This window comes from Inquilinus limosus, from assembly GCF_051487185.1.
Lineage (GTDB): Bacteria > Pseudomonadota > Alphaproteobacteria > DSM-16000 > Inquilinaceae > Inquilinus > Inquilinus limosus_F.
In genome coordinates this window covers 117,548-137,288 of sequence record NZ_JAHVDK010000015.1, presented here as the reverse complement: position 1 = coordinate 137,288, position 19,741 = coordinate 117,548, and the positions used below count along the sequence as shown (strand labels likewise).

Here is a 19,741-nt window from a genome sequence, read left to right as displayed (position 1 = left end):
AGGAGGACTTCATGTCGATGCGCTTTTCCCGCCGGTCGGTTCTGGCGGGTTCCGCGGCCACCCTGGCGACGACGATCCTGCCCGGACGGATCTGGGCGGCGGAGCCGCTGAAGGTCGGCTTCATCTATATCGGGCCGATCGGCGACTACGGCTGGACCCACGGCCACGACCTGGCCCGCCGCGAGATCGACGCGCATTTCGGCGACAAGGTGAAGACCAGCTACGTCGAGAGCGTGCCGGAAGGCCCGGATGCGGAGCGCGTGCTGCGCCAGCTGGCCCAGGCTGGCAACGAGCTGATCTTCACCACCTCCTTCGGCTATATGAACCCGACGATCCGGGTGGCGAAGCAGTTCCCGAAGGTCAAGTTCGAGCACGCCACCGGCTACCAGACGGCGCCGAATGTCAGTACCTATAACGCCCGCTTCCATGAGGGCCGCGCGGTGTGCGGCACCATCGCCGGGCACATGACCAAGGCCGGCATCACCGGCTATATCGGCTCGGTGCCGATCCCCGAGGTGGTGATGGGCATCAACGCCTACACCCTGGCGGCGCGGAAGATCCGCCCGGACATGAAGGTGAAGGTGATCTGGGTCAACAGCTGGTACGACCCGGGCAAGGAGAGCGACGCGGCCAAGGCGCTGGTCGACGGCGGCGCCGACATCCTGTGCCAGCACACCGACAGCCCGGCCGCGATCCAGGTGGCTGAGGCCCGCGGCATCCATGCCTTCGGCCAGGCCTCGGACATGCGCAACTTCGCGCCCAAGGCGCAGCTGACCGCGATCGTCGACAGCTGGGGCAAGTACTATATCGAGCGCGTCCAGGCGGTGCTGGACGGCACCTGGAAGACCTCCAGCGTCTGGCACGGATTCAAGGAGGGCATGGTCACGCTGGCGCCCTACAACGAATCCATCCCGGCCGATGTCGTGACCGCCGCCGAGAAGACCAAGGCCGACATCATTGCCGGCACGCTCAACCCCTTCGCCGGCCCGATCAAGAACCAGAAGGGCGAGCTGGTCGTGCCCGAGGGCAAGGCCCTGAGCGATGCAGAGATCGCCAAGATGAATTGGTATGTCGAGGGCGTGGAGGCCTGAGGCGCCATTATCCGTAGGTTGGGTTCGCGGTCAGCGAACCCAACATGGCTCCCGTTTGATCTGTAGGTCCGCTGTTGGGTTCGCATCCGAGAACCCAACCTACGGGCCGGGCGCTCAATGACCGCCGCCCCCCTCTATCTCGACCACCTCGCCTCCACGCCGCTGGATCCCGAGGTGTTCGAGGCGATGCGGCCCTGGCTCGACCCCGCCGCGGTCGGCAATCCGCATGCCGCCCGGCACCGGCCCGGCTGGCGGGCGGCCGAGGCGATCGAGGCGGCGCGGGCCGAGGTGGCGGCGCTGATCGGCGCCCGGCCGGGCGAGATCCTGTTCACCAGCGGCGCCACCGAGGCCAACAACCTGGCCCTGCTGGGCGGCGTGCCCGCGGGCTGGCCGGTGATCGCCTCGGCGATCGAGCACCCGAGCGTGCTGGCCTGCCTGCCCGAGTTGGCGGCGCGCGGGCATCGCACCGCGACCCTGCCGGTCGGGCATGACGGCACCGCCGATCTCGACGTCCTGAAGACGCTGCTGGCCGGCGGCCCGGCCCTGGTCTCGCTGATGGCCGCCAACAACGAGATCGGCACGATCCAGCCGCTGGCGGAGGCGGCCCGGATCTGCCGCGAGGCCGGTGCGTTGCTGCACAGCGACGCGGTGCAGATCCTGTCGACCGGCACGGTCGACGTCCGCGCCCTCGACCTCGCCTTCCTCAGCCTGTCGGGGCACAAGCTGTACGGCCCAATGGGAATCGGCGCCCTGTTCATGCGCGAGGGCACGGCGCTGCGGCCCCTCCTCCTCGGCGGCGGCCAGCAGGAGGGGCGCCGCGCCGGCACCCTGCCGACCGCGCTCTGCGTCGGGCTGGGTGCCGCCTGCCGTCTCGCCCGCCAGCGTCGGTCGGCCGATGCGCTGCACCTGACCGCCCTGCGCGAGCGGCTGTTCGCGGCACTGCGGCAGGAACTGCCGGACATCCGCCGCAACGGCTCCGCCGAGCACGGCCTACCCGGCTGCCTCAATGTCAGCCTGCCGGGAATGGACGCCGCCGACCTGCTGCTCGACCTGCCGGACTTGGCGCTGTCCACTGGCTCCGCCTGCTCCACCGGCAGCCCGGGACCATCGCATGTGCTGCGCGCCATCGGCCTGTCGCCGGAAGAAGCCCATGGCAGCCTGCGCTTCGGCCTGGGCCGCGACACCACGGAGGCGGATGTCGACCGGGCAGCGGCCCGGCTCGTGGATGCGATCAGAGCGCGAGATCGGCACTGAGCAGTGCCCGTGTGCGCTCCACCAGATAATCCGAGAACACCCGCACCTTGGCCGGCAGGAAGCTGCGATGCGGGTACAGCACCGCCAGCACCACCGGCTCGGGCGGATGGTCGGGCAGCACCACCTGCAGCGCGCCGCTGCGCAGATGCTCCGCGACCTCCCACACCGGTTTCATGACGATGCCGCGGCCGTCCAGCGCCCATTGCGTCAGCACGTCGCCGTCATCGGCGTCGAAGCTGCCGCGCACCGGCACCTTGGACGGCCCGTCCCTGCCCTCCAGCGTCCACTGGTACTGCCGCGACCCGGGGAAGCGCAGCAGCAGGCAGTTGTGGCCCATCAGCTCCTCGGGCGACTTCGGCGTGCCCTGGGCCTCCAGATAGGCCGGCGCCGCGCACAGCACCCGCCGGCAATCGGCGATCTTGCGCAGCACGAAGCTGGAATCCCGCATCTCCGCCATTCGGATCGCCAGGTCCACCGCCTCGCCCAGCAGGTCGAGCAGATGGTCGGACAGGCGCAGCCGGACCTCGACCCGGGGATAGAGCTCATGGAACTGCGGCACCAGCGGCGCCAGGATGCGACGGCCGAAGCCGAGCGGCGCCGTCACCCGCAGGCTGCCGGACGGCACGCCGCTGGTGGTGGCGACGCTGGTCTCCGCCCGCTCCACCGCGTCCAGCACCACCAGGCAGTGGCGGTAGAAGGTCTGGCCGTGCTCGGTCGTCTGCACCTGGCGCGTGGTGCGGTTCAGCAGGCGCACGCCGAGATGCTGCTCCAGCTGCTGGATGCGGTGGCTGACCACGGCCGGCGACATGCGCACCTGCCGGCCGGCCGCCGACAGGCTGCCGAGCTCGACCACGCGCACGAACACCCGCATGTTCTCCAGCAGCGCCAATCCGCGATGAACTCCCTGTTCCTGGAAGCGAGTCTGGCGCATCCGCCGGGCGGGATTATAGCGTTTCTTTTGAAAGTGCTGCGCGGCCGCATCGCTTCCCCAGCCGCGGTCCTGTTCATTAGGCTGGCTCGAACGGACAATCAGCCAGGATGGCGGAGGCGACGGCATGGAGCCGATCATCTGGGAATGGATCAACTTCGTGGCCCGCTGGGTGCACGTGATCACCGCCATCGCCTGGATCGGCTCGTCCTTCTACTTCGTCGCCCTCGACCTCAGCCTGCAGAAGCGCGAGGACCTGCCGCCCGGCGCGGGCGGCGAGGCCTGGCAGATCCATGGCGGCGGCTTCTACAACATGGTCAAGTATCTGGTGGCACCGGACCGGCTGCCGAAGGAGCTGACCTGGTTCAAATGGGAGGCCTACTCCACCTGGATCAGCGGCTTCTTCCTGCTCTGCGTCCTCTACTACCGCGGCGCCGACCTGTTCCTGATCGACCCGCAGGTGTCGCTGTTCTCACCGAAGGAGGCGATCGCGATCAGCGTGGTCAGCCTGGCCCTCGGCTGGCTGGCCTACGACCTCCTGTGCAAGTCGCCGCTGGGCGAGAGCGACGTCAAGCTGGCGGGAGCCGGCTTCGTCGTGCTGGTCGCGGCGGCCTGGGGCTTCAGCCAAGTGTTCAGCGGCCGCGGCGCCATGCTGCAGATGGGCGCGCTGATCGGCACCATGATGGTGGCGAACGTCTTCTTCGTCATCATCCCGAACCAGCGCAAGGTGGTCGATGCGCTGCTCGCGGGCCGGTCGCCCGATCCGAAGCTCGGCAAGCAGGCCAAGCAGCGGTCGCTGCACAACAACTACCTGACCCTGCCGGTCCTGTTCCTGATGCTCAGCAACCATTACCCGCTGGCCTTCGGGTCGCACTATGCCTGGGTGATGACGGCGATCGTCCTGGTGATGGGCGGGGTGATCCGGCACTTCTTCAACTCGCGCCACGCCGGCAAGCCGACGCCGTGGTGGACCTGGGCGGTGGCGGCCGCGGGCATGGCGGCGATCATCTGGCTGTCGACCCTGCCGCCGCCGCGCGAGCACGAAGTGGCGACCGAGACCAAGCCCTGGATCGGCGTCGAGCCTCCCGCCCCGGTGCAGACGGCCGCGGCGGCGGACCCGAAGCCGGTCTCCTTCGCCCAGGTGACCGACATCGTCGTCTCCCGCTGCAGCATGTGCCATTCCACCATGCCGGGCTGGGAGGGCATCCACGAGGCGCCGCGCGGCGTGCTGCTGGATTCGCCGGAGGAGATCCGGCGCCATGCGGAGCTGATCCGCTTGCAGGCGGTGCTGACCCATGCCATGCCGCCGGCCAATGTCAGCCAGATCACCCCCGAGGAGCGCGAGCTCCTGGGGCGCTGGACGGCCGATCCCGACCGGGCCGTCCAGTAACAGGAGCCTTGCGATGACCGCCACCACCGCTTTGCGCGGCCGCCTGCTGAGCTTTCTCGCCGCCCCAAAGGGCGTCGGCGACGCCGCCAGCTACCACTACCTCCCGGACGGGGTCGTGGTCGTCGAGGGCGGCCGGATCATCCGTGTCGGCCCGGCGGCCGAGATCCTGCCGACGCTGCCGGCCGGCACCGTGGTCGACCACTATCCGGACGATTTGATCCTGCCCGGCTTCATCGACGCGCATCTGCACTTCCCGCAGACCCAGGTCATCGCCTCTTACGGCGCGCAGCTGCTGGAATGGCTGCAGAAATACACCTTCGTCGCCGAGCAGCGTTACGCTGACCCGGATTTTGCCGAGCGCCAGGCGCAATGGTTCCTGGCCGAGCTGCTGGCCAACGGCACCACGACGGCCGCGGTCTACGGCTCGGTCCACCCGCAGTCGGCCGAGGCCTTCTTCGCGGAGTCCGAGCGGCTGGGCACCGCCATGATCGCCGGCAAGGTGATGATGGACCGGCACGCGCCGCCCGCCCTGCTGGACACCGCCCAGTCCTCCTACGACGACAGCAAGCGCCTGCTGCAGCGCTGGCATGGGCGTGGCCGCCAGCGCTATGCCATCACCCCGCGCTTCGCCATCACCTCGACCGAGGCGCAGCTGGAGACGGCTGGCGCCCTGGCCCGCGAGTTCCCGGACGCCTATGTCCAGACCCATATCGCCGAGAACCGAAAGGAGATCGAGACGGTCAAGGAGCTGTTCCCGGACAGCCGCGATTATCTCGACGTCTACGACCGCTACGGCCTGTTGGGCCCCAAGACCCTGTTCGGCCACTGCATCCATCTCGAAGAGCGCGAGCGGCAGCGCATGGCCGAGACCGGCTCGGTCGCGGTGTTCTGCCCGACCTCGAACCTGTTCATCGGCAGCGGCCTGTTCCCCCTACGTGAGTTACAGGGGCGCGAGCTGGCGCGGCGCGACCCGCCGATCCGGATCGCGGTGGCGACCGATGTCGGCGGCGGCACCAGCTATTCGATGCTGCGCACGCTCGGCGAGGGCTACAAGGTGCAGCAGCTGCAGGGCACCAACCTCTCGGCGCTGGAGGCCTTCCATCTGGTCACCGCCGGCAATGCCGAGGCGCTGGGCCTGGAGCAGGAGATCGGCGTCATCGCGCCCGGCCGCTTCGCCGACCTGGTGGTGCTGGACGCCCGCGCCACCGCCGCCATGGCGCACCGGATGGAGGCGGTGGACGGCGACGTCGAAGAGGAACTGTTCATCCTCATGACTTTGGGCGATGATCGGTCGGTGAAGGCGACCTATGTCCAGGGCCGCCGCGTGCACGAACGGGAGGGAACGCGAAGCCGGTCACCGGCGTGAGCGTCCAGTCAGGAGCGCCATGGCCGAGATCGACCGCGACGAGTTCTCCATCGACGAGCCGAAGACCGGGCAGGTCCGCTCCCTCCTCCGCGCCCTGCGCCTGCTCGACACCGTGGCCGGCCGGGCCGAGGGCATGAGCCTGACCGAGCTGGCCCGCGCCACCGGCCTGTCCGCCCCCACCGCCCACCGCCTGCTGACCACGCTGGAGGAGGCGCATTACGTGCGCTTCGACCCGGCGACGCGGCGCTGGACGGTGGGGCTGCAGGCCTTCCTCTCCGGCCTCGCCTATGCCGACGGCATGGGGCTGCGCCGCCTGGCCGACCCGCCGATGCGCACCCTGTTCGGCCTGTGCCACGAGACCGTGAATCTGGCGGTGGAGGAGCGCGGCACCGTGCTCTACCTGCACCAGCTCGGCGACCCGGGCGCCAGCCTGCCCGGATCGACGCCGCTCCCGGTACACGGCTCCGGCGTCGGCAAGGCCCTCCTGTCGGCCAAGCCGGACCCGGTGCTGTCGCGCACCCTGCCCGCCTTGGCCCTGACGCGGCTGACCGAGAAGACGGTGGCGGACCTGCCGACCCTGCGCGACCAGATCACCCGCGCCCGCCGCTCCGGCTACGCCGTCGACGATGAGGAGCATCTCGCGGGCGTGCGCTGCGTCGCCGCCCCGATCCTCGACCACAGCGGCCGCCCGGTGGCGGCCCTGTCGATCTCCGCCCCGCGCGAGCGCATGGGCGACGACCGCATCCGCCAGATCGGCATGCTGGTGCGTCAGGCGGCGGAGAAGGTCACGCTGCAGCTCGGCGGCCGGCCGCACTGAGGCGCGTGTCAGCGATCCAGTTCAGCGATGGAACGACGCAGGTGAGCCGCGTTCGCGGGTGAGCTGAGAAGGTAAGCGGTTTCACGCAGGGATTTCAGCTCGGCCAGTGGGACAATGACCATCGGCTCGTGACCCGGCCGGATCACGACCAGTTCCATGTGGTCGGCTTCGACGCGGTCGAGGTGGCCGGTGATGTCGGCCTGCAGGTCAGAGAGGGTGACTTTCGGCATGATCCGGCTCTGCTCCCAAGGTCAGCCCTCTCTAGATTGTCATTGCCGGGCTTGACCCGGCAATTCAGAAGATGTCGACGCTCTCTGGATGCCCGGGTCAAGCCCGGGCATGACAGAAAGGGGATGGGTACGACCCACTCCCGGCCTTCCACCAGGTGAAAAAGACCGATCCTACCGGCCGATTTTCGCGCCCTGGAATGTTTCAGGCCGACGCTGGATCGACCCCGCCCCGCCCGCCACCATCGCCCCAGAACCTTCGAACGGGAGGGCCCGATGCCCAAGATGACGGCGATGGAAGCGGCGGTGCATGTGCTGCGCAGCGAAGGCGTGGAGGTGGCGTTCGGCGTGCCCGGCGCGGCGATCCTGCCCTTCTATGAGGCGCTGAAGGACAGCGGCATCCGCCATGTGCTGGTGCGGCACGAGGAGGGCGGCACCCATGCCGCTGAGGGCTACACCCGGGCCCGCGCCGGGGCGATCGGCGTCTGCATCGGCACCTCCGGCCCCGCCGGCACCAACATGATCACCGGCCTCTACTCCGCCATCGCGGATTCGATCCCGATCCTGTGCATCACCGGCCAGGCGCCGCGCGCCAAGCTGCACAAGGAGGATTTCCAGGCGGTCGACATCGCCGCGATCGCCCGGCCGGTGACCAAATGGTCGGTCACGGTGATGGAAGGCGCCCAGGTGCCCTGGGTGTTCCGCCGTGCCTTCCAGATCATGCGCTCCGACCGCCCCGGCCCGGTGCATATCGACCTGCCGATCGACGTGCAGAAGGAGATCATCGACTATGATCCCGAGGCCGACGCGCCGCTGCCGGTGCACCGCCCGGCGCCGAGCCCCGCCGCCATCGCCCGCGCCGTCGACATGCTGCTGGCAGCGGAGAAGCCGCTGATCGTCGCCGGCGGCGGCATCATCAACGCCGAGGCCTCGGACCTGCTGGTCGAGTTCGCCGAGCTGACGGGCGTGCCGGTGGTGCCGACGCTGATGGGCTGGGGCACGATCCCGGACGACCATCCGCTGAACGCCGGCATGGTCGGGCTGCAGACGCAGCATCGCTACGGCAACGCCACCTTCCTGCAGAGCGACCTGGTGCTGGGCATCGGCAACCGCTGGGCCAACCGGCACACCGGATCGACCGACGTCTACACCAAGGGCCGCAAGTTCATCCATGTCGACATCGAGCCGACCCAGATCGGCCGGGTGTTCTGCCCCGATCTCGGCATCGTCTCGGATGCGAAGCTGGCGCTGCAGGCGCTGATCGCCGAAGCCCGCGGCCGCCGCCTGCCGAAGCGTGAGAGCTGGGTCGCCTCGGTGCAGGAGCGCAAGCGCACCATGCTGCGCCGGACCGACTTCGACAATGTGCCGATCAAGCCGCAGCGGGCGTTCCAGGAGATCAACGAGGTCTTCGGCCGCGACGCCCGCTTCGTCACCGCGATCGGCCTGTACCAGATCGCCTCCGGCCAATTCCAGAAGGTTTATAAGCCGCGCAACTACATCGTCTGCGGCCAGGCCGGGCCGCTGGGCTGGGAGGTCTCGGCCTGCACCGGCGCCAAGCTGGCCGATCCGTCGGCCGAGGTGGTCGGCATCGTCGGCGACTACTCCCTGCAGTTCCTGATCGAGGAGCTGGCGGTGGCCGCGCAGTACCGCATCCCCTTCGTGCTAGTGGTGCTGAACAACGCCTATCTCGGCCTGATCCGCCAGGCGGAGCGCGGCTACAACATGGATTACGAGGTCCAGCTCTCGTTCAAGAACATCAACGCGCCGGAGATCGGCGACTACGGCGTCGACCACATCAAGGCGGCGGAGGCCTTCGGCTGCATCGCCCGCCGGGTGTTCGACCCGGAGGAGATCGCCCCGGCGCTGCAATGGGCGCGCACCCGCGCCACCCAGGCCAGCCTGCCGGTGCTGGTCGAGATCATCACCGAGCGGGTGACCAACATCGCCATGGGGCCGGAGATCGACCGGATCACCGAGTTCGAGGAGATCATCGACCTCGCCCCCGCCGAGGCCCGCGAGCCGGAAACCGTCTGAGCTGGGAGACAACCATGCCGCGCTTCGCCGCCAATCTGACGATGCTCTTCAACGAGCATCCCTTCCTCGACCGCTTCGGCCGCGCCGCCGAGGCCGGCTTCGCCGGGGTCGAGTATCTGTTCCCCTACCCCTATCCGAAGGAGGAGCTGGCCGAGCGGCTGCAGCGCCACGGCCTGACCCAAGTGCTGCACAACCTGCCGGCCGGCGACTGGGCCAAGGGCGAGCGCGGCATCGCCTGCATGCCCGACCGCAAGGGCGAGTTCCAGGACGGGGTCGGCCAGGCCATCGACTACGCCCGGGCGCTGGGCTGCCGCCAGCTCAACTGCCTGGCCGGCAAGCGGCCGGAGGGCGTGCCCGAGACGGTGCTGGGCGACACGCTGGTCGACAATCTGCGCTTCGCCGCGAGGGCGTTGGGCGAAGCCGGCATCGACCTGCTGGTCGAGCCGATCAACACCCGCGACATCCCGGGCTTCTTCCTCAGCGGCTCGCAGCAGACGCTCGATTTGCTCGACGCGGTCGAGGCGCCCAACACCCGGCTGCAATACGACATCTACCACATGCAGATCATGGAGGGAGACCTGGGGCCGACGCTGCAGGCGCTGATCTCCCGCATCGGCCACATCCAGGTCGCCGACAATCCCGGACGGCACGAGCCGGGCACCGGCGAGATCCACTACCCCTTCCTGTTCCGCCTGCTCGACGCGCTCGGCTATGCCGGCTGGGTCGGCGCCGAATACGTGCCGCAGGCTGGCACCGAAGCCGGCCTCGGCTGGTTCGCTCCGTACCGCGCCAAGGCCACCGTGGCGGCCTGAGCCATTCCCCCTCACCTTCCCGCCGCCTGCGGCGTCGGGCCCCTCCCTCTCCCCGAGGAGAGGGGAAGGAACGGCGCTTCGTCACACCTCTCCCCTGGGGAGAGGTCGAAATCGCACAGCGATTTCGGGTGAGAGGGCGGCTCCGGCCCCACCGCTTCTCCTCCCCCATCACAGGAGTTCGTCATGAACGTCGCCTTCATCGGCCTCGGCATCATGGGCCGGCCCATGGCCGGGCACCTGATCACCGCCGGCCACAGCCTGTTCCTTTACGACATCACCGGCGTGCCGGAGGAGTTGGCCGTCCAGGGCGGCATCGCCGCGTCCTCCGCCGCGGAGGCGGCGCGCCGGGCCGAGATCGTCATCACCATGGTGCCCGACACGCCGCATGTGGAGGCGGCGCTGTTCGGCCCCGGTGGCGTCGCCGAGGGGCTGTCGCCCGGCAAGGTGGTGGTCGACATGAGCTCGATCTCGCCGATCGCGACCAAGGGCTTCGCCGAGAAGGTCAACGCGCTGGGTTGCGACTATCTCGACGCCCCGGTCTCGGGTGGCGAGGTCGGCGCCAAGGCCGCCAGCCTGACCATCATGGTCGGGGGACCGCAGGCCGCCTTCGACCGCGTGAAGCCGCTGTTCGAGGCGATGGGCAAGAACATCACCCTCGTCGGCGACAACGGCGACGGCCAGACCACCAAGGTCGCCAACCAGATCATCGTCGCGCTGACCATCGAGGCGGTGGCCGAGGCTCTGCTGTTCGCCGCCAAAGCCGGGGCCGACCCGGCCCGGGTGCGGCAGGCGCTGATGGGCGGCTTCGCCGCCTCGCGCATCCTCGAGGTGCATGGCGAGCGCATGATCCAGCGCAACTTCGCGCCCGGCTTCCGCATCGCCCTGCACCAGAAGGACCTGGCCCTGGCGCTGGACGGCGCCCGGTCCTTGAGCGTGCCGCTGCCGAACACCGCGGCGACGCAGCAACTGCTGCACGCCGCCATCGCCCAGGGCGGCGCCGCCTGGGACCATTCCGCCATCCTCAAGGTGCTGGAGCGCCAGGCCGATTTCGAGATCGCCGGCCCGGCGGCCGCGCGGCAGGACGCGGCGTGACGCTCCGCGTTTGAAGCACTTTCAAACCACCCCGCCCCTCCCGTGCCCGCCGCCCGGTGCTAGGTTGCCGGCAGACGGGACGGGAGGCGTGCGATGCGGCTGTGGATCAGGGACCCGCTGGCGATCCTGGCGGAGGGCGCCGAACGCGGCGTGGTGGTCGGGGACGGCCGGATCGCCGAGCTGGTGCCGGCGGGGCGGGAGCCCGCGGCGCCGGTCGACAGCGTGTTCGACGCCGGCGCCCACGTCGTCCTGCCGGGGCTGATCAACACCCACCACCACTTCTATCAGACCCTGACCCGCGCCCTGCCGGCGGCGCTGGACCGCGAGCTGTTCCCCTGGCTGCAGGCCCTCTACCCCATCTGGGCCCGGCTGGACCCGGAGGCGCTGCGCAGCGCCGTGACGGTGGCGATGGCGGAGCTGCTGCTGTCCGGCTGCACCACCACCACGGACCACCACTATGTCTTCCCGGCGGGGCTGGAGCACGCGATCGACATCGAGGTCGAGGTGGCGCGCTCGCTCGGGATCCGCGCCGTGCTGACCCGCGGCTCGATGAACCTGTCGGTGCGCGACGGCGGCCTGCCGCCGGACAGTGTCGTGCAGGACGAGGACACCATCCTGGCCGACAGCGAGCGGCTAATCGCGGCGCATCACGAGGCCGGCGATGGGGCGATGATCCAGATCGCACTGGCCCCCTGCTCGCCCTTCTCCGTCACCGGCTCGCTGATGCGGCGCACGGCGGCGCTGGCCGAGCGCCACAACGTGCGGCTGCACACCCATCTGGCCGAAACCGAGGACGAGAACCGCTTCTGCCAGGACAAGTTCGGCTGCCGGCCGCTCGACTATCTGGAGGAATGCGGCTGGCTGGGGCCCCGCACCTGGCTGGCGCACGGCATCCACTTCACCGGGGCCGAGATCGCCCGCCTGGCCCGGGCCGGCACCGCGGTGACGCATTGCCCCTGCTCGAACCAGGTGCTGGGCTCCGGCCACTGCCTGGTGCACGGCATGGAACAGGCCGGGATGGCGGTCGGCCTCGGCGTCGACGGCTCCGCCTCCAATGATGGCTCGAACCTGATCCAGGAGGTGCGCGCCGCCTTCCTGCTGCAGCGGCACCATTACGGCGTCACAAGGATCAGCCACAGCGACGCGCTGCGCTGGGCCACCGCCGGCTCCGCCGCCTGCCTCGGCCGGCCGGATCTCGGCGTCATCGCGCCGGGGAAGCAGGCCGACCTCGCCCTGTTCGCTCTGGACGAGCTGCGCTTCGCCGGCCATGGCGACCCGCTGGCGGCGCTGGTGCTGTGCGGCGCCTACAGGGCCGATTTCGTCATGGTCGGCGGCCGTTGGCGCGTGCAGCAGGGCGTCATCTCCGGCCTGGACCTGCCCGGCCTGATGCGGCGCCACCAGGCCCTAGCGGCGCGCATACAGGCCGGTGACTGACCACTATCAGCCGGAATTCGGCATCCCCGGTTTCCCTGCCGCCGTCGCAAGCAGCTCGGCCTCGAACTGGCAAAGCAGTGTCTGCATGTAGCCGGGAACTGTCCCATTCAGATGCTGCCGGACTGACGGCAGCGCGGCAGCTGCCGCTTCCCGGTCGCCGAGGCCGAGCATCGCCTTGGCAATGAACAAATGTCGGAAGCCGGTGTCATGATCATCGCCACGATCGCTTTCCAGCAACGCCTTGCCTTCCGCGTATCGGCCGAGCCGGATCAGGACGGCGCCCCGGCTGCCCCTCACCGTCGCAATATTTGGGCCCAGATCCAGTGCCCGCCGAGACCACTCGTCCAGACGGGCCAGGTCTGCCTTGCTTTCGGTCGCCAGGCCGTCGCAGATCAGCCGGTCGAGCAGCGCCAGGCGCTCTTCCTGTGTCAGGTCCGACCGTGCCAGCAGCGCCAGGACGGCGGCGACGGATTCCTCGGCCGAGAGGCCATCCTGGAGCTGCTCCTGCCAGAGGACGTGATACAGCACCCGTCCGGCCGCCGCCGATGGCGCAGCAGGACGGGTCGGATCGGCCGCGTAGCGGGATGTCACCTGCCGATAGACATCCATGACGGGCGATCCCGGGGCCTTGCGCCATAAACGGCCGATCAACTTCAGCAGCTGCCTTCCGTCCGTCTCGCCAAGGCGGGTCCGCACAGGCACCAGGTTGAGAAGAGCCAGCAGTTGCACGGCCGCTATCGTTCCCACCGGGTCGCGGAGCGGCGATGGGATCAGACCGGCTTCGTCCAGAGCCGCCGTAAGCGCAAAGACGGCAATGTTCCCTAGGACACCGCCCAAAAGAAACAGGGCTTCGGCCCCGGAGCGCCTGTGAAATGTCGGATACAGACTGACCATGCCGCCGAATGGGACTCGCCGGACGATCAGCCAGATCGCTCCGAGACGCCAACGGTGCCACGGCAAGCCCGAGCCGAAGGTGATGCTCCTCACCGGCAGGCCGGTGACCCAGGCGCCGGCCAAGTGCCCAAGCTCGTGCACGATGCCGAGGAGGACCAGCCCCGTCATCAGCATCGCTATCCCTGTGACCATGGCTCACGCTTTCATTGATCACAGCTTGGTAACCGCGCCGCCATTTGCTGGCAATGAGCGAAGCGAGACGGCATCCCTCGCCACACAGCCATTCGCTTCTGTTCCTGTATCCGCGTTGGTGCCTACGCTCTGCCGACGACCAGCTCCGGCCGACTTGACACATTCAGGCTGTCGGCCGTATTGAACCATATGGTTGATCAACCAATCGGTTCAGAACATGCCGATCGATCCCCTCAGCCAGACCCTCGCGGCCCTCGCCGACCCGACCCGCCGGGCCATCCTGGCGCGGCTGGCCCAGGGCGAGGCCTCGGTCACCGAGCTCGGTGCCCCCTTTGCCATGAGCCTTACCGCCGTGTCCAAGCACCTCAAGGTGCTTGAGCGGGCGGGGCTGGTGGAGCGCGGCCGCGCGGCGCAGTGGCGGCCCTGCCGGCTGCGAGCCGGGCCGCTGAAAGACATCGCCGACTGGGTCGAGCGCTATCGCCCCTTCTGGGACGCCGGCTTCGACCGGCTGGACGACTATCTGCGCCAACTGCAAGGCAAGGAGCCCGATGATGACCGGACGCAATGACAGCGCCGGCGCCGACCCGGAGACGGGGCCGACGCTGGTCATCACCCGCCTGTTCGACGCGCCGCGCAGCCTCGTCTTCAAGGCCTGGACAGAGCCCGAGCACCTGGTGCGCTGGCTGGGACCGAAGGATTTCTCCGCCTCCGGGGTGCGGCTCGACGTCCGGCCGGGCGGCGCCTGGCGCGCCGTCATCACCTCGCCCGAGGGCAAGAGCTACGGCATGGCAGGGGTCTATCGGGAGGTGGCGCCGCCGGAGCGGCTGGTCTTCACCTTCGCCTGGGAGGAGGACGAGGCGGAGCAGATGCTGATCGCCGTCACCTTCACCGAGCGCGACGGCAAGACCGAGATGACCTTCCGCCAGACCGGCTTCCGGTCGGCGGAAAGCCGCGACAGCCATCGCGGCGGCTGGGAGGAATGCTTCGACCGGCTGCCACCCTATCTGGCGCAGCTCTGACCAATCCGAGGGAGGAAGCGATGAAGCGCACCTATCACGGCAGCTGCCATTGCGGCACCGTGCGGTTCGAATGCGAGATCGACCTGGCGGCCGGCACCAGCCGCTGCAACTGCTCGATCTGCACCAAGGGGCGGTTCTGGAAAGCGATCGCCCCGGCGCCCGACTTCCGCCTGCTGCAAGGGGAAGAGGCGCTGTCGGACTATCAGTTCAACGGTGCTGCCGGCGGCACCATCCATCACCTGTTCTGCCGCCGCTGCGGCATCAAGCCGTTCGGCCGTGGCCATATGGAAGAGCTGGGCGGCACCTTCTACGCCGTCAACGTCGCCTGCCTCGACGACGCGACGACCGAGGAACTGGCCGAGGCGCCGGTCCGGTACGAGGACGGACGCGCCGACCGCTGGGACTCACCGCCGGCGGAGACGCGCCACCTGTGAGGCGCGCCTCGCCGCCGGCCGCCGTCAGTAGGACGGGGTCACCACGGTGGTGCGCGGCGGCGGGGTCACCACCGTCGCCGACGGCTGCGGCTGAGTCACCACGGTGGTCGGCCTCTCCGGCGGCGGGTTGTTCACCGTGCAGGCGGCCAGGATCGGCAGCCCAAGCAAGGCGACGACAAGGGTCATGGAGCGCATGACCGATCCTCCCATTCCGTGAAGCGGCGTGTGTCCACGCCGCGCTCAGAAGCAACAGGACGATGCGGCGCCCCGTTCCCCGGCGAACGGGGAGAGGGTCGGCACGGCGGCCCAGGAAGCGGGCGTCGGCGCCCTGGCGGCCGCAGCCGCGGGCCGCCGTGCGGACCGGCCTCAGTAGGCCGGCGTCACCACTGTGGTGCTGGGACGCGGCATGACATAGGTCGTGTTCGGCGTGGTGACGACCGTCCCCGGCTGGGTGACGACCGCTGCCGGCGCCGGCTGTGTGACGACGGTCGCCGGCGGCGGCTGGGTGACCACGGTGGTCGCGGCCGTCCGCTCGGCCGGAGGGTTATTCACCGTGCAGCCCACCGCCAGCAACGACAGGCCGGCCAGGGCGAATGCGGCGCAGAAAGAACGCATCTCACGTCCTCCGATCTATCAAGCGACCCGAATCGAGGCCGCAACGGAGACGCAACGGGACCAGGAAGAGCTGCGTTCCTTCGGCCCAATCACATGGCAATCGTGGTGTTCTTTTTGCAACTTGCGCCACTCAAGGCCGGATCGGGCCGTCCCGGTCGAAATGCCGGGGAAAGATCGAGACCAGCATCTCCACGGCGCAGGCGTGGGCCTCCTCGCGGCCGAACTCCTTCGGCCCCATCATCAGATGCAGCCACAGCCCCTCCAGTAGCCCGCTCAGGCCGCGGGCCAGGAGAGCCGGCGACTGCGCCTCCGCCGCCAGTTCCCGGCACAGGTTGAGCAGGGCCAGGTGATAGTCCTGGTCGTTGGCGCTGCACAGGGCGCGGTACTGTGGCCGTGTCCTGGCCTCGCCCCAGAAGGCGCACCAAGCGGCGATCTTGCGCGGGCTGCAGATCGTCCGGTCGAAATCGGCCAGGACCAGCGCCCACAGCTTCTCGGCCGCGGTCGGCCCCGCCGCGTGCAGGGCACGGCGCCAATGGGCGCGATACTCTTCGGCGAGGGACCGCAGCGTCTCGACCAACAGCTTTTCCTTGCTCTCGAAATGGAAGTTGACGATGCCGCGCGACAGGCCGGCGCGGTCCGCGACCACGGCCATCGTCGTCTCCTCGTAGCCGTGCCGGGCGATGGCGTCGATCGTCGCCTCGATCAGCTCCTGCCGCCGCGTCTCCTTCGGCTGGCGCCGACCCCGGTTCGGGTTGCGCGCAGCCCCTTCTTCCGCCATCGGCACCCCCGTCCAACCCGCCGGAAAGCCTAGCATCCGCCCTCGGAAGCGGAAAGATTCCGAAGGGGCCGTCCAGCTGATTTCTTGTTGAACGTTCATTCAACATCCTGGACAGGTCGGTGGTTGCGGCGGCATGCTGGGCACCGATCCCGCGGCAGCGAACCATCGACCGACGAGAGGCCTACGCCATGACCCGCGACCTGTCGCGCAGCCACGCGCATTTCCGCCGGGCGTCCGCCCGGCTGCCCCTCGGCGTCGCCTCGAATTTCCGCTACTGGGGCGACGATCGGACCATCTATGTGAAGCGGGGTCACGGCGGCCGGATCTGGGATCTCGACGACAACTGCTATGTCGATTACCGGCTCGGCTACGGCCCGGCGATCCTGGGCTATGCCGACCCGCGGGTGGACGAGGCGGCGCGGCAGGGCATGGCTGTCGGCGGCGTCTTCGCCCTCTCGACCGAGCGCGAGCTCGCGGTCGCCGAGCGCATCGCGAGGATGATGCCGGCGGCGGAGCTGGTGCGCTTCTCCAACTCCGGCACCGAGGCGGTGATGGCGGCGCTGCGCCTGGCCCGCGCCGCGACCGGCAAGGAGGGCTACGTGCTGGTCGAGGGCAGCTATCACGGGCTGTTCGACGCCGCCATGTGGCGCGTGGCGCTGGACCGGTGGGACCCGGACCGACCCGGCGAGGAGCCGCCGGTCGTGCCCTATTCCGAGGGCGTGCCGCAGGCGGTTCGGCCGCTTCTGCACCTGACGCCGATGAACGACGCCGACCGGCTGGAGGACCTGCTGCGCCGCCGGTCGCACGAGATCGCGGCGATGCTGATCGAGCCGATCATGGGCAATTGCTGCGGCATCACCGCCGATGCCGCCTATGTCCGCGCCGCGCGCGAGCTGTGCGACCGCCACGGCGTGCTGCTGATCGTCGACGAGGTGAAGTCGGGCTTCCGCGTCGCGCGTGGCGGGGCGCAGGAGCTGATGGACGTCCGGGCCGACATCGTCACCCTGGCCAAGGCCATGGCCAACGGCTATCCGATCGCCGCCATCGGCGGCCGCGCGGACATCATGCGCCGGTTCGGCCGCGGCGTTGCCCATGGCGGCACCTACACCGCCCATCCGGTGGCGCTGGCCGCGGCCGAGAAGACGCTGGAGATCCTGGACGAGACCCCGGCGCTGGAGACAATCGCCGCCTATGGCCGCCGGCTGCAGGCCGGAATCACGCGCATCCTCAAGGCCCGCGGCGTGGTCCACTGCTTCGCCGGACACCCGTCGATGGCCGGGCTGTTCTTCGCGCCGGCGCCGCCGCGCGACTTCCGCGACTGGCGACGATCCGACTTCCACTTCTACGACGCGCTGGCCCGAGAGCTGCACGAGGAGGGCGTGCTGTGCGAGCCGGATTCGCGCGAGCCCTGGTTCGTCTGCGAGGCGCATGACGAAGGCTGCCTGGCCGACACCCTGGCCGGCTTCGAGCGCGCCCTGGACCGCACCCTCGGCGCGGTCGCGGCCACAGCGCGCTGAAGGCGGGCACCGCAGCGCGCGGCGGGCGCGCGATCAGCCCGGGGGGTCACCAGTAGCGGTGTCGATAGCGCCAGCGGTCGTGCCGCCAATGCCGGCGGCGGCGCCAGCCGTCGTCATCGTCATCGGCGATGGCGGCGCCGATGACGAGCCCGCCCAGCGCCAGCGCGCCGACGGCCAGAGCCGTATTGGTGTCCTGCTGCTGCCGCTCGATCTGCGCCTGGTAGGACAGCGGGCCGAGAGAGTTGCAGGCATAGGGGTCGCCATAGGCGCAGCGCTGCGACGCGTAGTTGAGCTGCATCTCCGACGGGGTCGGGCCGCAGGCGACCAGGAGCGCCAGGGCGCCGATCCCGCCGACACGCCAGAGGCCGGGCTTCAGAACACCGGCCATGGTACCGGTCATCGTATCGTCTCTCCTGCCGACCCCCGATCGGCCAGAGGCGACGGTGACTCCGAATTGGAGCGAAATTGTGCCACCTCGATATCGCGACCAACATCCCCCTTCCCCTGAACATACAGTGATGTACTGTACAGCCAGGAACGGGAGGCGCCGGGGTGGACCGGCGGAGGCGGGGCGGACGGATGCAGCGTTATTCCTTCCTGGCGCTGGCGCGGAAGGCGCTGGGCGGCCATCGCGGCTGGGAGCCGGCCTGGCGCAAGGCGACGCCGAAGAAGAGCTACGACGTCGTCATCGTCGGCGGCGGCGGGCACGGCCTGTCCACCGCCTATTACCTGGCCCGCAACCACGGCATCACCAATGTGGCGCTGGTCGAGCGCGGCTGGATCGGCGGCGGCAATGTCGGCCGCAACACCACCATCGTCCGCTCCAACTACCTGTTGCCGGACAACCAGCACTTCTACGAATGGTCGCTGAAGCTGTGGCACGGGCTCAGTGAGGAGCTGAACTACAACGTCATGTTCTCGGCCCGCAGCTCGATCTTCCTGGCGACGTCGCTGGCCGGGGCGATGGCGCTGCGCCGCCGCGGCAACGGCATGCGCCTGGCCGGCATCGACGCCGAATGGCTGGAGCCTGACGATCTGCGCCGGATCGCGCCGAATCTCGACTATTCCGACAACGCGCTGTTTCCGATCTATGGCGGCATGCGCCAGGGCCGCGCCGGCACCGCCCGGCACGACGCGGTGGCCTGGGGCTACGCCCGCGCCGCCAGCAATCTCGGCGTCGACATCATCGAGGATTGCGAGGTTCTGGGCTTCCTGCGCGAGGGCGAGCGCGTCACCGGGGTGATGACGGCCAAGGGCCCGATCTCGGCCGACCGGGTCTGCCTCGCCACCGCCGGCTCCTCCTCCACCCTCACGCGCAAGCTCGGCCTCAAGCTGCCGATCGAGAGCCATCTGCTGCAGGCCTTCGTCGGCGAGGGGCTGAAGCCGGTCGTGAACCAGGTCTTCTCCTGGTCCGGCAGCGGCCATTTCTACATCAGCCAGTCCGACAAGGGCGGTCTGGTCTTCGGCGGCGACCTGGATGGCTACAACTCCTACGCCCAGCGCGGCAACCTGCCGGTTGTCGAGGATGTCGCCACCGCCGCCATCGCGCTGATGCCGAACCTGTCGCGCACCCGCATCCTGCGGCACTGGGCGGGGGTGATGGACATGTCGATGGACGGCAGCCCGATCATCGGCCTGGCGCCGATCGACGGGCTCTATCTGAACATGGGCTGGTGCTACGGCGGCTTCAAAGCCATCCCCGGCTCCGGCTGGGTCTGCGCCCACACCATCGCCCATGGCGAGCCGCACGAGCTGAACCGGCCCTTCGCCCTCGACCGGTTCGAGCGCGGCCGGATCATCGACGAGAACGGCGTCGGGCCGATCGCGAACCGGCACTGAGGAGCAGA

At 69.5% G+C, this 19,741-nt stretch carries 21 protein-coding genes; 14 read left to right on the top strand and 7 right to left on the bottom strand.

Annotated elements, in window-relative coordinates; translation table 11 throughout:
• Positions 1-17: 17 nt before the first annotated feature.
• Entirely contained in the window at positions 18-1,091 is a 1,074-nt protein-coding gene (locus tag KXR53_RS18660) for a BMP family ABC transporter substrate-binding protein (RefSeq protein WP_437376793.1), read from the top strand.
• Positions 1,092-1,208: 117 nt separating this feature from the next.
• Positions 1,209-2,345 carry a cysteine desulfurase family protein gene (locus KXR53_RS18655; protein WP_437376757.1) on the top strand — a complete coding sequence of 379 codons (1,137 nt, stop codon included), beginning with the start codon at positions 1,209-1,211 and terminating at the stop codon, positions 2,343-2,345.
• On the opposite strand, the gene KXR53_RS18650 is transcribed toward KXR53_RS18655, so the two are convergent.
• Positions 2,323-3,234, bottom strand: coding sequence for a LysR family transcriptional regulator (locus KXR53_RS18650; protein WP_437376756.1), 912 nt, complete (start codon positions 3,232-3,234; stop codon positions 2,323-2,325). The genes KXR53_RS18655 and KXR53_RS18650 overlap by 23 nt on opposite strands.
• A 166-nt stretch (positions 3,235-3,400) precedes the next feature.
• Here KXR53_RS18650 and KXR53_RS18645 point away from each other — a divergent pair, with 166 nt between their 5' ends.
• Genes KXR53_RS18645 through KXR53_RS18635 form a run of 3 tightly spaced genes read left to right on the top strand, consistent with a single transcriptional unit; the run spans position 3,401 to position 6,846 of the window.
• A complete protein-coding gene (locus tag KXR53_RS18645; RefSeq protein WP_437376755.1) occupies positions 3,401-4,663 on the top strand; it encodes a urate hydroxylase PuuD in 1,263 nt (420 codons plus the stop codon).
• A 13-nt stretch (positions 4,664-4,676) separates the two neighbouring features.
• Positions 4,677-6,029 (top strand): guanine deaminase, encoded by a 1,353-nt coding sequence (gene guaD / locus KXR53_RS18640; RefSeq protein WP_437376753.1) that lies wholly within the window; start codon positions 4,677-4,679, stop codon positions 6,027-6,029.
• Between the two features lie 19 nt (positions 6,030-6,048).
• Positions 6,049-6,846, top strand: coding sequence for an IclR family transcriptional regulator (locus KXR53_RS18635; protein WP_437376752.1), 798 nt, complete (start codon positions 6,049-6,051; stop codon positions 6,844-6,846).
• Between the two features lie 8 nt (positions 6,847-6,854).
• Here KXR53_RS18635 and KXR53_RS18630 read toward each other — a convergent pair whose 3' ends face one another.
• Positions 6,855-7,076, bottom strand: a complete 222-nt coding sequence (locus KXR53_RS18630; protein WP_437376751.1) for a type II toxin-antitoxin system Phd/YefM family antitoxin — start codon at positions 7,074-7,076, stop codon at positions 6,855-6,857.
• 273 nt (positions 7,077-7,349) lie between these two features.
• Between KXR53_RS18630 and gcl the strand changes: the two genes are divergently transcribed.
• The 4 genes from gcl to KXR53_RS18610 all read left to right on the top strand — a co-directional run bounded on the left by gcl (position 7,350) and on the right by KXR53_RS18610 (position 12,445).
• Complete coding sequence (gene gcl / locus KXR53_RS18625) at positions 7,350-9,107, top strand: glyoxylate carboligase (RefSeq protein ID WP_437376750.1); 1,758 nt, start codon at positions 7,350-7,352, stop codon at positions 9,105-9,107.
• 14 nt (positions 9,108-9,121) lie between these two features.
• Positions 9,122-9,919, top strand: coding sequence for a hydroxypyruvate isomerase (gene hyi / locus KXR53_RS18620; RefSeq protein WP_437376749.1), 798 nt, complete (start codon positions 9,122-9,124; stop codon positions 9,917-9,919).
• Positions 9,920-10,102: 183 nt separating this feature from the next.
• A complete protein-coding gene (locus KXR53_RS18615; protein ID WP_437376748.1) occupies positions 10,103-11,011 on the top strand; it encodes a 2-hydroxy-3-oxopropionate reductase in 909 nt (302 codons plus the stop codon).
• 93 nt (positions 11,012-11,104) lie between these two features.
• Positions 11,105-12,445 carry an 8-oxoguanine deaminase gene (locus KXR53_RS18610; RefSeq protein ID WP_437376747.1) on the top strand — a complete coding sequence of 447 codons (1,341 nt, stop codon included), beginning with the start codon at positions 11,105-11,107 and terminating at the stop codon, positions 12,443-12,445.
• Between the two features lie 6 nt (positions 12,446-12,451).
• Here KXR53_RS18610 and KXR53_RS18605 read toward each other — a convergent pair whose 3' ends face one another.
• Positions 12,452-13,507 carry a hypothetical protein gene (locus KXR53_RS18605; protein ID WP_437376746.1) on the bottom strand — a complete coding sequence of 352 codons (1,056 nt, stop codon included), beginning with the start codon at positions 13,505-13,507 and terminating at the stop codon, positions 12,452-12,454.
• Positions 13,508-13,748: 241 nt separating this feature from the next.
• Here KXR53_RS18605 and KXR53_RS18600 point away from each other — a divergent pair, with 241 nt between their 5' ends.
• From KXR53_RS18600 to KXR53_RS18590, 3 genes are read left to right on the top strand one after another with little or no spacing between them, the layout of a single operon-like run.
• The gene (locus tag KXR53_RS18600; protein WP_437376745.1) at positions 13,749-14,099 is read left to right on the top strand and encodes an ArsR/SmtB family transcription factor; all 351 of its coding nucleotides are present in this window, start codon (positions 13,749-13,751) and stop codon (positions 14,097-14,099) included.
• Complete coding sequence (locus KXR53_RS18595; protein WP_437376744.1) at positions 14,083-14,550, top strand: SRPBCC domain-containing protein; 468 nt, start codon at positions 14,083-14,085, stop codon at positions 14,548-14,550. Before KXR53_RS18600 ends, KXR53_RS18595 begins: the two co-directional genes overlap by 17 nt.
• A gap of 20 nt (positions 14,551-14,570) precedes the next feature.
• Positions 14,571-14,984 (top strand): GFA family protein, encoded by a 414-nt coding sequence (locus KXR53_RS18590; RefSeq protein WP_437376743.1) that lies wholly within the window; start codon positions 14,571-14,573, stop codon positions 14,982-14,984.
• 24 nt (positions 14,985-15,008) lie between these two features.
• Here KXR53_RS18590 and KXR53_RS18585 read toward each other — a convergent pair whose 3' ends face one another.
• The 3 genes from KXR53_RS18585 to betI form a co-directional block, all read right to left on the bottom strand.
• Positions 15,009-15,179 carry a hypothetical protein gene (locus KXR53_RS18585; RefSeq protein ID WP_437376742.1) on the bottom strand — a complete coding sequence of 57 codons (171 nt, stop codon included), beginning with the start codon at positions 15,177-15,179 and terminating at the stop codon, positions 15,009-15,011.
• Positions 15,180-15,350: 171 nt separating this feature from the next.
• Positions 15,351-15,599 carry a hypothetical protein gene (locus tag KXR53_RS18580; RefSeq protein WP_437376740.1) on the bottom strand — a complete coding sequence of 83 codons (249 nt, stop codon included), beginning with the start codon at positions 15,597-15,599 and terminating at the stop codon, positions 15,351-15,353.
• Positions 15,600-15,729: 130 nt separating this feature from the next.
• Positions 15,730-16,377: a transcriptional regulator BetI gene (betI, locus tag KXR53_RS18575; protein ID WP_437376739.1), complete on the bottom strand. Its 648-nt coding sequence runs from the start codon at positions 16,375-16,377 to the stop codon at positions 15,730-15,732.
• A gap of 188 nt (positions 16,378-16,565) precedes the next feature.
• Between betI and KXR53_RS18570 the strand changes: the two genes are divergently transcribed.
• Positions 16,566-17,894 (top strand): aspartate aminotransferase family protein, encoded by a 1,329-nt coding sequence (locus KXR53_RS18570; RefSeq protein WP_437376738.1) that lies wholly within the window; start codon positions 16,566-16,568, stop codon positions 17,892-17,894.
• Between the two features lie 46 nt (positions 17,895-17,940).
• On the opposite strand, the gene KXR53_RS18565 is transcribed toward KXR53_RS18570, so the two are convergent.
• A complete protein-coding gene (locus tag KXR53_RS18565) occupies positions 17,941-18,294 on the bottom strand; it encodes a hypothetical protein (RefSeq protein ID WP_437376737.1) in 354 nt (117 codons plus the stop codon).
• Between the two features lie 179 nt (positions 18,295-18,473).
• On the opposite strand from KXR53_RS18565, the gene KXR53_RS18560 reads away from it, so the two are divergent.
• Positions 18,474-19,733 (top strand): sarcosine oxidase subunit beta family protein, encoded by a 1,260-nt coding sequence (locus KXR53_RS18560; RefSeq protein WP_437376736.1) that lies wholly within the window; start codon positions 18,474-18,476, stop codon positions 19,731-19,733.
• Positions 19,734-19,741: the final 8 nt, after the last annotated feature.